8 protein-coding genes are annotated in these 13,113 nt (G+C 76.0%); 5 read left to right on the forward strand and 3 right to left on the reverse strand.

Annotated features, from left to right (window positions below):
- Positions 1-297 precede the first annotated feature (297 nt).
- Positions 298-2,064 carry a hypothetical protein gene (locus FHR36_RS39740; RefSeq protein ID WP_301331221.1) on the reverse strand — a complete coding sequence of 589 codons (1,767 nt, stop codon included), beginning with the start codon at positions 2,062-2,064 and terminating at the stop codon, positions 298-300.
- Between the two features lie 174 nt (positions 2,065-2,238).
- Positions 2,239-2,760, reverse strand: coding sequence for a YbhB/YbcL family Raf kinase inhibitor-like protein (locus tag FHR36_RS37350; RefSeq protein ID WP_253804638.1), 522 nt, complete (start codon positions 2,758-2,760; stop codon positions 2,239-2,241).
- A 198-nt stretch (positions 2,761-2,958) separates the two neighbouring features.
- On the opposite strand from FHR36_RS37350, the gene FHR36_RS37355 reads away from it, so the two are divergent.
- The 3 genes from FHR36_RS37355 to FHR36_RS37365 all read left to right on the forward strand — a co-directional run bounded on the left by FHR36_RS37355 (position 2,959) and on the right by FHR36_RS37365 (position 8,553).
- Positions 2,959-4,269: a M20 metallopeptidase family protein gene (locus tag FHR36_RS37355; protein ID WP_253804639.1), complete on the forward strand. Its 1,311-nt coding sequence runs from the start codon at positions 2,959-2,961 to the stop codon at positions 4,267-4,269.
- A gap of 325 nt (positions 4,270-4,594) precedes the next feature.
- Complete coding sequence (lanKC, locus tag FHR36_RS37360) at positions 4,595-7,330, forward strand: class III lanthionine synthetase LanKC (protein ID WP_253804640.1); 2,736 nt, start codon at positions 4,595-4,597, stop codon at positions 7,328-7,330.
- Positions 7,327-8,553 carry an MFS transporter gene (locus FHR36_RS37365; RefSeq protein ID WP_253804641.1) on the forward strand — a complete coding sequence of 409 codons (1,227 nt, stop codon included), beginning with the start codon at positions 7,327-7,329 and terminating at the stop codon, positions 8,551-8,553. The genes lanKC and FHR36_RS37365 overlap by 4 nt, the downstream gene beginning before the upstream one ends.
- A 69-nt stretch (positions 8,554-8,622) precedes the next feature.
- Here the strand turns inward: FHR36_RS37365 and FHR36_RS37370 are convergent, their stop codons facing one another.
- Positions 8,623-9,414, reverse strand: coding sequence for an AfsR/SARP family transcriptional regulator (locus tag FHR36_RS37370; RefSeq protein ID WP_253804642.1), 792 nt, complete (start codon positions 9,412-9,414; stop codon positions 8,623-8,625).
- Positions 9,415-9,574: 160 nt separating this feature from the next.
- Here FHR36_RS37370 and FHR36_RS37375 point away from each other — a divergent pair, with 160 nt between their 5' ends.
- A complete protein-coding gene (locus tag FHR36_RS37375) occupies positions 9,575-12,847 on the forward strand; it encodes a type 2 lanthipeptide synthetase LanM family protein (protein ID WP_253804643.1) in 3,273 nt (1,090 codons plus the stop codon).
- On the forward strand, positions 12,844-13,074 hold the full coding sequence (locus FHR36_RS37380; protein WP_253804644.1) for a hypothetical protein: 231 nt from the start codon (positions 12,844-12,846) through the stop codon (positions 13,072-13,074). Before FHR36_RS37375 ends, FHR36_RS37380 begins: the two co-directional genes overlap by 4 nt.
- Positions 13,075-13,113: the final 39 nt, after the last annotated feature.

The following is a 13,113-nucleotide window of genomic DNA, read 5'->3' on the forward strand; positions in this document are numbered from 1 at the left end:
CGCCAACCTAGCTTTGGGCGGCTCGGCGACGCTCCACAATTTCGTGCCCGAGAGGCCAGACGGCCGGGATCAGCGATCCCGTGACCACGTCACTCCGCACTTGTCTCGATCGGGTGCTCACCGGTTTCGGGAACGCCGGCGACCACGGGGTCCGTGAGCGCCCGCTACCCGACCGACACGTCCGAGGCGGAGCGGGCGGTGGTGCGGCCGCACCCCGTGGTGTTCATCGCCCGCGGCGGCGGGCGTAGATGGGGATCGTGGCTGTCATGGCCCGAGGAAGAGGGGGAGGCGCGGGCGTCAGCGGAGGCAGCCGGTGATGTGGATGGGGATTTCGGTGTGGGTGGTGAGGCCGTTGGTGGGGTCGGTGGCGGTGAAGGTGAGCCGGTAGGTGCCGTCGGGGAGGAGGGGGACGGTGAAGTGGCCGGTGAGGCCGGAGCCGAGGGTGGTGGGGCCGTTGGGTCCGGTGAGCTGCCAGAGGGTGGACTGCGGGTCGGTGAGCGGTCGGTCGCCGGGGCGGGTGCGGGCGGTGGCGGTGAAGTCCTCCTGGCAGCCGCGCCGCAGGGTGCCGTTTGCGGACGGCTGGACGATGGAGACGGCGGGCGGTTGAGGCTGCGGCTGTGCGGAGGGGCTGGTGGAGGCTGAGGGGGACGGGGACGGCGGGCGGGAGCTGCTGCTGGAGGGTCGGGGCGAGGGCGAGGGTGCAATGGAGGGGGACGGCGAAGGCGTGGGGCCGGTGGTGGTGGTTGTGGTGGGTGGCAGGTCGAGGACCGGTGGCAGGTCCGGGTGGGGGAGGGAGGTGGTCGGAGCGGCGCCGGGCCGGGTCGGTTCGCCGTCGACGGTGGCGCACAGGGCGCTGCCGGTGAGTTGTTGGGCGGGCGGTACGGTGCTGCCGCGGAGCAGTTGGTCGTCGGCGCCGCGGGCGTGGGAGTCGAAGTAGCCGTTGCCGGTCAGCTCCTCGCGGCTGCTGTGCTCGATCCACACCGAGTCGACGTACTGGAGGCCGGCGGTCTCCTGGTTGCGTCCGGTCAGGTGCCAGTCCCTGAGCGGGCGTCCGCTGGGGCCGGGCGGCGGGCCGTCGGCCGAGGCGTAGAGCAGGCCGTCGGCGAGGTAGCGCTGCGGCGAGGTGCCGTCGGCGGCGAGCGGGGAGAAGCGGAAGCCGCCGCCGACCGCGAAGGTGCCGCGCGGGCAGTGCACCGTCAGCTCGGCGCTGCCGCCTGCCGGCACGGACACCCGGTCGCTGACCAGGGAGACGTTCTTGAGCTTGGCGCAGATCGCCCGTACCCCGATGTCGTAGTTGGCCTGCGGCGGTTGCGGGTCCTCGATCCGGGTCTGGCGTTCGGCGGCGTCGCTGGTGCGCAGCAGGTGCGGGTGGGGGCTGAGTTCGGTCCCGGCGTCGAGGGCGGCGGTCCACTCCGGGGTTGCGGCCGGGGCGGTGGGCGGGGCGAGGTGTTCCAGCGGGACGGGGGCGACCGGCTGTCCGGCGACGGCGCGGCCGGCCCGGAACTCCATGCCGGTCATGGTGTACCCGGGGATGCAGGTGTCGGTGCCGAGGTAGGCGCGGGAGAAGCCGACCCAGGGGCCGTGCGTGGTGAGGTCGTCGATCGTGCCGTCGTCCGCGGCGCGGTCCTTGTCGATGAATCGGTCGCGGAAGGCGTAGGCGTGCCGGGTGTACTCACCGCGGGGGGCGAACTCCACCGGCGCGTTGACGCAGACCGCGTACGCGGTGAGGGTGACCGAGGTGGACCCCGGGTTGTACGCGGCCGCCAGCCAGGCGGTGGAGCCGAGGAACTCGCTGGTGGTGGCGTACGCGGCGCCGTCGATCGCGTAGCCGCCGCCGAGCGCGGTCTCCCCGGCGGCGCAGCCCGCGACGGTGCTCTGCCGGCCGCCCGGGTCGACCACCACCTGGGTGTTGCGCTGGACCACCTGGAGTTGCGGCGCGCGGGTGGTCCACCAGACGCCCGCGCCCACCGCGCCGGTGACCAGCAGCGCCCCGCCTGCCACGGTGGCGGCCGTTTTTGTGCGGATGGTGCCGCCCACCCTCGAAGCCCGGCCCGTTGAAGCCATCGCCGCCGACCCCTTCCGCCCCCCGCGGCGAGCCGCCGGGGGCGGACCGCGCGTCCTCAGGACCTGCCGTGCGTGCGCACCGCGGCCGCCGAGCCGGACGCGGGTGCCGGGTCAGGGTAGCGGCGTGCGGCACGGCCGCCCAGGGGTCTCGCAGCAGCCGATTCGGTGGTGCGGTCAGTGGTTCTCGTACACGCCGCAGAGGGTGGCCCGGGCCAGCGCGTGGAAGCCCAGGGTGCCGCCGATCGCGGCGGCGGAGGTGTCCGCGTCGAGGCCCAGGCGCTCCACGCCGAGGGCGTGCACGGTGAAGACGTAGCGGTGCGGGCCGTGGCCCTTCGGCGGGGCGGCGCCGCCGAAGTCCCGGGTGCCGTAGTCGTTCCGGGCGTGGATCGCGCCCGCCGGCAGGCCGGGGAAGGCGCCGCTGCCGGCGCCGGCGGGCAGTTCGGTGACGGACGCCGGGAGGTCGAACAGCACCCAGTGCCACCAGCCGCTGCCGGTGGGGGCGTCCGGGTCGAAGCAGGTGACCGCGAAGCTCCGGGTGTCGGCCGGGAAACCGGACCAGCGCAGCTGCGGGGAGACGTTGCCGCCCTCGTACGCCTGGGCCGCAGCGAGCGTGCCGCCCTCGGTCACCTCGTCGCTGCTGACGGTGAACGGCGGTACAGGGCGCAGGAATTGGTGCGGCAGCGGGGGACGGTCCATGGGGGTGCTCCTGAATGTCGGTGGTGATCGGTGATCGATTGCCGTGCGGACACTAGTGGACTCCGCCGCGGACACGCCCACGCCTTTCCGTATACCCGTCGAACGGGTGCTCGGCCGGTAGAGTGTTCGGGCGGGATCTTTTCCGGCGCCCTCGCCGTTCGACTGACGAATGATCAGTTGTTCGATGGGGGAGCGAAGATGAATCGTCCGAACACACCCGCATTCAGCCGCCGGGCGCTGCTGGGCGCCACCGCCGCGGCGGGCGTCGGGGCAGTGGTGCCGAGCCCGGCCGAGGCCGAGGCCGAGGCCGCACACCACCGGCCGCTCGACCAGCACACGATCGACGCCGCCGTCCGCCCGCTGGCGGACGAGCTGGTGGCGCTGCGCCGGGCCCTGCACGAGCACCCCGAGACCTCCGGCCAGGAGCAGTGGACCTCGGCGACGGTCGCCGAGCGGCTGCGGGCGGCCGGCCTGAAGGTCACCACCGGGGTCGGCGGCACCGGCGTGGTCGGCGTGCTGACCGGCGCCCGGCCCGGCCGGACCGTGGCGTACCGGGCCGACATGGACGCGGTTCCGCCGGACGGGATCGTCACCGGCGGCACCGTGCCGGCGCACGTCTGCGGGCATGACCTGCACACCACGATCGGGGTGGGGGTGGCGCAGGTGCTGGCCCGGCTGCGCCACCGGCTCAGCGGGACGGTGGTGTTCCTGTTCCAGCCCGGTGAGGAGGCGCTGGCCGGGGCCCGGGCGATGATCGGGGCCGGGGTGCTGGACGGCACCTGGGCCTCGGCCGAGCCGCCGGCCGAGATCCACGCGCTGCACTGCGGTCCTTTCCCGGTCGGGCGGTTCGCGGTCACGCCCGGGGTCGGACTGCCCGGCCAGGACCAGGCACAGATCACCCTGACCGGCCCGGACGCGGCCGACCAGGCCAAGCGCCTGGTGGCGGACGTCTCCGCGCTGTCCACCGTCGCCTTCCCGCAGACGCCCGCGGACCTGGAGAAGATGGTCGCGGACGTGCAGACGCCCGACGGGCCGCTCGCCCGCTTCACCGTCACCCGGGCCCGGGCGAAGGACGCGGACGCCGAGGGACGGGTGGCCGTCCAGGTGTCGTTCCGGTGCTGGCCCGAGGAGCGGTACACCGAGGTGCGCGAGCAGATCCGCCGGCTGGCGCAGCCGTACCCGGGGGCGCAGACCGTCTTCCCCGGCGAGCCGTTCCCGGCGCTGGTGTGCCCGGCCGAGGACGCGGACGCGCTGGCGCGCCACCTGCGGCGGGCGATCGACCCGGCGGCGGTGACGGTGCTGCACGCGGCGTTCCCGTTCAACGGCGAGGACTTCGCGCTGTTCCTCGACCGGCTGCCGGGTACGTACACCTTCCTCGGCGTCCGCTCGCCCGGGGCCGGGATCACCAGCGCCTACCCGCACTTCGGGGACTTCCACCCCGACGAGCGGGCGATCGGGCTGGGCGTACGGGCGATGGCGGGCTGGCTGTCCGCCCGGACGGCGGCCTGAGCGGCGGGAGGCGGGGCGGCGGGGGTTCGCACTCGGCTCTGACCGGGTTCTGACCGGCCGGTGTTCCCCTGGTTCCACCGCACCGGCCGACCGGTCGGCGCGGAGGGAACACCAGGAGAGGAGGGACCTCATGTCGAAGGTCCTCAAGCTGCAGAAGATGGACACCGTCGAGGGCCACGGCCCGATCGACCAGGAGGCGATCAGCGTGAGCTCCTGCGACTCGCAGAGCTGCTGACCCACCCCTCCCCGGGGGCCCCGGCGGCATTCGTGCCGCCGGGGTCTTGTCGTCTCTCCTCGGCCCACCTCGTCCGGACGGGAACTGTCCATGCTCTCCTGGCAATCGCTCCAGTACTACCTGCAGTTCGACCGGCGCTGGTTCGAGACCGCCGACCGGCACGTGCCCGACCCCGGCCACCTCGCGGTGTTCCGGTCCCTGGTCCCGGACGGGTGGCGGACCCGGCGGCGCGGGCTGTGGTTCATGGCCGACCCGCCCGGTGCGGACACCCCGGCGCAGGGGTGGAAGCTGCACGTCACGGCGGAGTCCGGGCAGGGCGCCGAGGTGCTGCGGCTGGCGCTGCCGGTGCTGTTCGCGAGCGGGACGGCGTTCAAGTTCCTGATCGACCCGTACGCGGTCGACCTCACCAGCGGCAAGAACTTCTCCCGGACCGCGAGCGGCAAGTTCATCACCGTCTACCCGTCCGACGAGCAGGCCTTCCGCGCGATCGGCGCCGCACTGGCCGCCGTACTGGAGGGCCGCGGCGGACCGTACATCCTCTCCGACCGGCGCTGGCCCGGCTCGAAGGCCGTCTACTACCGGTACGGCGGGTTCACCGCGGTCAAGCGGCTGCGGCCGGACGGGATCAGCGACCTGATGATCACCGCGCCGGACGGCACCGCCGTACCGGACGTCCGCGCGCCGTACTACGAGGCGCCCGCCTGGGCGACCGACCCCTTCCCGGCCGAGGCCGAGGAGGAGGACGGCGCGCTGAACGGCCGGTACACCCCGCACACCGCGCTGGCCTTCGGCAACCGCGGCGGGGTCTACATCGCCACCGACGCCCGCACCGGCCGCGACGTGGTGCTCAAGGAAGCCCGGCCCGGCGTCCTGGTCGGGCGGCCCGGACGGCCGGTCACCGAGGTGCTGGAGAAGGAGTACCGGCTGCTCGGCGAACTCGCCGACACCGGCCACTTCGTGCGCCCGGTCGACTTCTTCCACGAGTGGGACCACGCCTTCCTGGTCGAGGAACTGCTGGACGGGCCGCACTACAGCCGGCACTGCATCGTCACCAACCCGGTCGTCCTCGGCCGCCTCGACCCCGAGTCGATCCGCGCCTACTACCTTGCCCAGCGCCCGCTCTGGCGGAAGGTCGCCGAGGCGGTCGCCGCGGCGCACGCCCGCGGGATCCTGCTCGGCGACCTCTCGTACACCAATGTGCACGTCACCGAGGACGGCACCTCGGTGGTGCTGCTCGACCTGGAGGCCGCCGTCCGCGAGGGCGAGGACCCGCACCTGGGCGTGCACACCGTCGGGCTGGCCAGCCCCCGGCTGCGCGCCACCAACCGGTACGACCGGGCGGGCGACTGGCACGCGTTCGGCTCGCTGATCCTCAGCTCGGTGATGGTGGTGAACAACACCACCGGCTTCCACCGGCCCGCCCTGCCCCGCTTCCTGGACGCGCTCGCCGACGACCTCGCCCTGCCCGGCGAGCTGGTCGCGCTGATCCGCGACCTGACCGAACCGGACGCGGTGGACGCCGACTTCGACCCGGCGGAGATCCTCAAGCGGATCGACGCGCTGCCCTTCGAGGACCCGGCGCAATGGTCCGCGCCCGTCCCGCTCGCCCGGCCCGCCACCGAGCGCTACCGGGACCCCGAGCAGGTGCCCGGCCTCGGCGACGCCGACCTGGCCGAGCTCACCGCCCGGGTCGCCGACGAGGTGGTGGCCGCCGCCGACCCGCAGCGCACCGACCGGCTCTTCCCGGCCAACCCGCTGGTGCACCAGACCAACCCGCTCTCCCTGGCGTACGGGGCGATGGGCGTGCTGCACGGCCTGCACCGGCTGCGCGGGGACGTCCCGGCGCCGCTGCTCGGCTGGGCCCTCTCCCGGGACGTCGACCCGGCCGCCTACCCGCCCGGCCTGTACCTCGGCCAGTCCGGCCTGGCCTGGGCGTTCGACGAACTCGGCCACGGCGAGGTGGCCGACGCCCTGATGGACCGCGCCCGGCAGCACCCGCTGCGCTTCGCCGTCTCCGGCGTCCTGCACGGCACGGCCGGCTACGGCCTGGCCTGCCTGCACCTGTGGCGGCGCCGGGCGGACGCCCGGCTGCTCGAGGACGCCCGGGCGGCCGGCGCGGCGCTCTCCGCCGGCGCCGTCCGCGACGCCGAGGGCGCCCGCTGGCCGGAGACCGCGCCCGGCGACGACCGGCCCCGGACCCGGATCGGCTACGGCCACGGCGCCGCCGGCGTCGCCCTGTTCCTGCTCTACCTGCACCTGGCCACCGGCGAGGAAGGCTGGTACCGGCTCGGCCGTGAGGCGCTCGCCTTCGATCTCGGGCAGCGCACCCGGCTGCCCGGCGGCACATGGGGCTTTCCCGGGTACGTCCGCGACGCCGACGACGAGGGCCGCCAGGTGCTGCGCAACTACTGGGACGAGGGCACCGCAGGCGTCACCACCACCGTCCTGCGCTACCTCGCGGCCCGGCCCGACGAGGAACTCGCCGACCTGGTGGAGGACCTGCTCACCGACTCGGCCCGCAAGTACGCCGTGTTCCCGCACCTCTTCCACGGCCTGGCCGGACTCGGCAACGTCCTGCTGGACGCCGGTGAACTGCTCGGCGACGAGCGCTGGTTCGCCGAGGCCCGGCGGGTCGCCGAGGGCATCCTGATCAGCCGGATCGAGCACCCCGGCGGGACCGGCTTCCCCGGCGAGCAGGCGCTGCGCGAGAGCTGCGACCTGGCCACCGGCTCGATCGGCATCGCACTCTTCCTCGACCGGCTGCGCCGGGCCCGGGTCGGCGGGCGGAGCAACTTCAACTTCACCGTCGACGGGCTGCTGCCGTGAGCCGCCTGCTCGCGCGGTTCCGGCTGGTCGGGGCCAATCCGATGTTCCGGCGGCTGTGGGTCGGCCAGTTCACCTCCGAACTCGGCAGCTCGATGACGGTCCTGGCGCTGCCGCTGCTCGCGGTCGCCGTCACCGGATCGCCCGGCCGGGCGAGCGTGCTGGCCACCCTCGGCTTCCTCACCACCTGGCTCACCGCCGTCCCGGCCGGCCAACTGGCCGACCGGGTGGCGCCGCGCCGCCTGATGCTCGCCTGCGACACCGTCCGGCTGGCCGCGGTGACCACGGTCGCGGCCGCCACCCTGCTGGGCGGCCCGCCGCTGTGGCTGCTGGGCGTCACCACCGTGGTCTCCGGCGCCGCGATGATGGCCTTCGGCCCGGCCGCCGCGAAGATGGTGCGCACCGTGGTGCCCGCCGAGCAGCTGCCGGAGGCGGTGTCGGCCAACCAGATCCGCGGCTACACCGCCTCGATCGTCGGCCCCTCGGCGGGCGGCGCCCTGTTCGCGCTCGGCCGGGCCGTGCCGTTCGCCGCGGACGCGGTCAGCTACCTGGTGTCCCTGCTGTGCGTGCGCGGCCTGCCCGCCGGCCGGGACGCCGAGGCCACCGCCCGCACCTGGCCCCGCCTGCGCGAGGGGCTGCGGGTGCTGCGCCGTACGCCGTTCCTGCTCGCCACCCTCGCCTACTCGGTACCGGCCAACCTCGCGGTCTCCATGCTGCTGTACGTCCTGCTGCTGCGGCCCGGGGCGGCGGGCGGCGGGATCGGCGCCTCGCTCAGCGCCGGCGCGGTCTGCGGGCTGCTCGGCTCCACCGTCGCGGCCGCCGCGCACCGGCGGTTCGGCCTGTGGCGGGTGATGGCCGCGACCGGCGCGGTGCGGGCGGCCGCCGCGCTGACCGCCGCCGCGGTCGGCGGACCGGTCGGGATCGGCCTCGCGCTCGCCGCCGTCCTGCTGCTGGCACCCGTGGTGGGGGCCGCGATCTCCACCACGACCCTGCTGGTGGTCGACTACGAGGTGTACGGGCGGGTCAGCGGCACCACCTCGTTCATCGCCGGTGCCCTGCAGCCGCTGGCCCCGGCCGCGGCCGGAGTGCTGCTGCAGACGGCGGGCGCCACCGCGGCACTCGCCGTGGTGGCCGCCCTGTTCGCGCTGTGCGTGCTCGCGGTGCTGGCCGGCCGGCGCGGCCTGGCCGTGACGGTGCCCGCCGCGCCGGACCCCGTACCGGCGTGACCGGACCGCGTACCGGTGTGACCGGACGCCGTCCCGGCGTGAGCGCGGGCCGGCCGCGGGATGCAGTGGTCAGCCCGCCGCGGCCGGCCAGCTGAGGGTGGGGTCGTGCGCCAGCACCCGCTCGGTGATCCGGGCGAGTTCCGGCCCGGGGGAGACCCCGAGCTCCTCGCGCAGCACCCGGCGGGCCGAACCCAGCACCGCCACCGCCTCCGCCTGCCGCCCGCACCGGTACAGCGCCTGCGCCCGCAGTGCCCACCCCGACTCGCGCAGCGGCGCCTCGGCGGTCAGCTCCGCGCTGTCGGCCAGCGTCAGGTGGTGGGCGCCCAGGTCGAGCAGCGCGGCGACCCGGATCTCCCGGGCGGTGGACCGCAGCTCCGCCAGCCGGGCCCGTTCGGCCTGCACGAAGCGCAGCCCGCCGAGGTCCGCGTACGCCGTGCCGCGCCACAGCCGCAGCGCCCGGTCCGCCGCGGCCACCGCCTCCTGCGGGCGGCCCTCGGCGCCGGCCCAGGCCGCCGCGCGGACCGATTCGGCGAACCGGTGGGCGTCCACCACGTCCTGGTCGAGCACCAGCCGGTAGCCGCCCGGGTGGCGGTGCAGCACCGAGGACTCCTGCCGGGCGCCGCGGCCCGGCTCCAGCGCCCGGCGCAGCCCGGCCACGTAGGTGTGCAGGGCCCGGTGCGGACGGTCGGGCAGGTCCTCCTCCCAGACCGCGTCGATGATCTGTTCCTCGGTCACCAGCTCGCCCCGGGCCAGCACCAGCGCGGCCAGCACCGCCCGCGGCCGGGGCCCGCCGAGGCGCGCGCCCGCTCCGTTCACGGTCGCCGTGATCGGCCCGAGCACCCGGACCTCGGTCGCTGTCATGGTCGTCTCCATGGTTCGAGCCTGACGCGGCGGCAGCCCGCATCCCATGGGGGAGCGCCCCCGATTTCCCGCCCCACCCGCACCGTTGCGGCAGGCCGGAGCAGGAATATGGGGGCGGGCCCCCATGTCCCGTCGCGGCCCGGATGGCATGCTCGGCGGCATGACACACCAGGGGGCGGGCGGCGGGGACGGACGGGCGGACGGAGCCTGGTGGGCCGGGGGGCTCAGCCTGGCCGACCGCCTGCCCGCCCCGCCCCCGCCCCCGTTCCGGTCCGAGACCAGCGGACCCGACGCCTCGGCGGTCCGCCGGCTCGACGACTGGCGGCAGGACCACACCGGGGCCGGCTCCGGCCGCCTCGCCGACCGGTTTGCCGACCGGTTCGCCGAACGCCTCGCCGACGCCGGACTGGACGAGTCCGGCCTGTACGCGCTGCTGGTCGAGTCGCCCGCCGCGCTCGCCGCCCGGGTCGGCGAACCGGCCTGGGCCGGGTACGTCCACGAGGCGCTGGCCGCCGCCCCCGCCAAGGGCCGCCCCGCGCGGCCCGGCACCGACTGGTCGGCCGGCTTCGCCGCCGTGCTGGCCCCGTTCACCGCGGTCGCCGTCCGGCGGCTGACCGCCGCGCCCGCCTGGGTCGCCGCCGCCCGGACGGCCGACCCGGACGCCCTGCGCGGCTGCTTCGCCACCGCGCTCGCCGCCGACCTGGTCCGCGCCGCCCGGCGCACCCTGGTCCTGGAACTCAACGTCCTGCGGGTCACCGGCTCCCTCGACGGCGCCACCGGCGAGGAGCGGTTCGCCGACTTCGTCCGCCAGGTCTCCGCCCGGCCCCGGCTCACCGTGCTCACCACCGAGTACCCCGTGCTGGCCCGGCTGCTCGCCCAGACCTGCCTGCACGCCGTCGACGCCTGGACCGAACTGCTCACCCGCTACAGCGAGGACCGCACCGCGCTCGTCGACGCCCTGTTCGACGGCCGCGACCCGGGCCGACTGGTCGAGGTCGAGGTCGGCGCCGGGGACCGGCACCAGCGCGGCCGGTCCGTCGCCGTGCTGCGCTTCGCCGACGGCCGCAGAGCCGTCCACAAACCCCGACCGCCCGCCGTCCACCGCCACTTCAACGACCTGGTCGAGCAGCTCAACACCCTGCTGCCCGGCACCGCCCTGCGCACCCTCGCCCTGCTGACCCGCCCGGCGTACGGCTGGGCCGAGTTCGCCGAGGCACGGCCCTGCGCCGACCGGGCGGCGCTCGACCGGTTCTACCACCGGCTCGGCGTGCTGCTCGCCCTGCTCCACCTCCTCGGCGGCACCGACATCCACTACGAGAACCTGGTCGCCTGCGGGGACCAGCCGGTGCTGGTCGACCTGGAGACCCTCTTCCACCCCGCCACCGGCGGCGCCGAGCAGGCCGGCGGCGACCCGGCGCTGCGGGTGCTCGCCGACTCGGTCCACCGGATCGCGCTGCTGCCCTTCCTGCTGGTCGGCGAGCACGGCGCGGTCGACCTCTCCGGGCTCGGCGGGGACCGGGACGCCGTCCTGCCCACCGACGTGGCCGCCTGGGAGGCCGCCGGCACCGACGAGATGCGCCTGGTCCGCGGCCCGGCCCGGCTGCGCGCCGCCGCCAACCGCCCCCGGGTCGGCGACACCGACGCCGTCCCCGAGGAGCACACCGAGGCCCTGGTCGCCGGGTTCCGGGCCGGCTACCGCGCCCTCGCCGAGCACGCCGCGGAACTCGCCGCCCCCGACGGGCCGCTGGCCCGCTTCGCCGCCGACCCCACCCGGGTGGTGGTCCGCCCCACCCGCCGGTACGCCGCCCTGCTGGAGGAGTCCACCCACCCCGACGCGCTGCGCGACGGCCTCGACCGAGACCGGCTGCTCGACCTGCTGTGGCGCGAGTCCGCCGACGACCCGGCTCGCCGGCCGCTGGTCGCGGCCGAACTGGCCGACCTGTGGGCCGGCGACGTCCCGCTGTTCACCACCACCCCCGCCGCCCGCACGCTCACCCTCGACGGCCGCCCGATCGGCCGGCCCTGGGACGACAGCGGCCTCGACCGGGCCCGGCAGCGGCTCACCGGGATGGACCGGACCGACCTCTACGACCAGGAGTGGATCATCCGGGCCGCGCTCGCCACCCGGCGCGAACGCCACCTGACCGGCCCCGCGGCCGGACCCATTGCCCCCCAGCCGCCCGCCGTCCCCGACCCCGAACGGCTGCTCGCCGCCGCCGGCGACATCGCGGACCGGATCCTCGCCCGCGCCCACGGCGACGGCGACGGCGACGGCGGAGGTGGCGGAGGTGGCGGCCGGGTCAACTGGCTCACCCTGGAACCGGTCACCGACCGCCGCTGGGCCCTGATGCCCCAGGGCGCCGCCCTCGACGGCGGGTACGCCGGCACCGCGCTCTTCCTCGCCCAGCTCGCCGCCCTCACCGGCACCGAGCGGTACGCCGAGGTGGCCCGTCGCGCCGTCCGCCCGCTCCCCGGGCTGCTCGCCGCCCTCGCCGACCACCCGGACCACCTCGCCGCCGTCGGCCCCGGCGCCTTCACCGGCCTCGCCGGTATCGCCTACACCCTCGCCCGGCTTGCCCCACTGCTCGACGACACCCGACTCCTCGACGGCGCGGCCGAGGCCGTCCGCCTCACCGCCCTCGCCGCCGAACAGCGGCCCGCCGTCCTGGACGCCGGCCCGGACGCCCAACTGCTCTCCGGCGACGCCGGCTGCCTGGCCGCCATGCTCGCCGTCCACCGGGCCACCGGCCTCGCAGGGGCGCTCACCACCGCCCACGGCTGCGCCCAGCGCCTCGCCCTCGACCCCGAGGACACCGACCCGCCGGGCACTGACCCGCCGGGCACCGGTGCTCCGGGCACTCCCGGCGCCCCCGGAACCGCGCACCGGGCCGCCGACGCGGCCCACCGCGGCTGGGCGCTGCGCCGCTACGCCGCCGCCACCGGCCGCGGAGCGTACGAACGCCCCGCGCTGCGCCACCTCTACGCCGCCCTCGCCGACCACCCCGAGCAGCTGTCCGGGCCGGCCGCCCTCACCCTCGCCGACAGCGGACTCCCGGCCGGCACCCTCTCCTACGCCCGCTTCCTCGACCGCACCGTCGAACGAGTCGTGGGCCACGGCCCCGCCGCCGACCACAGCCTGCTGCACGGCGAGGCCGGCCTGCTGGAACTCCTCGGCGCCGCCGCACCCTGCGCCACCGTCGCCACCCGGGCCGGCACGCTGCTCGCCGCCCTCGACCGGTACGGGCCGCGCTGCGCCACCCCCGTCCCCACCCCGGGCCTGCTCACCGGCCTGGCCGGCATCGGCTACACCCTGCTGCGCCTCGGATTCCCGTCCCGGACCCCGTCCGTCCTGCTGCTCGACCCACCGGCCACCTTGCCGGTGAACCCCCTGTCGGACCGTCAACCATCAGCCATCCGTGGAGACGCACTATGAACACTCCCACCCTGGTCGGCCTCTGGAAGGACCCCGCCTCCCGGGCGGGCTCCGCCGTACGCCACCCCGCCGGGGAGATCGACCTGCTCGGCGGCGCTCAGCACCCGCTCGCCCGGCGGGCCATGCTGCTCAGCGGCCACACCGCGCCGAGCCTTGGAGGCACCGTGCTGGAGACGGTCGACACCACCACCGTCGAGCAGACCTCCACCTCGCTGTCGTACCACTGACGGTCCGTCAGCGCCCGGGCCGCCCGGTCCGGGCGCCGG

Origin of the sequence: Kitasatospora cinereorecta, from assembly GCF_024172095.1 — a bacterium.
Taxonomy (GTDB): domain Bacteria; phylum Actinomycetota; class Actinomycetes; order Streptomycetales; family Streptomycetaceae; genus Kitasatospora; species Kitasatospora cinereorecta.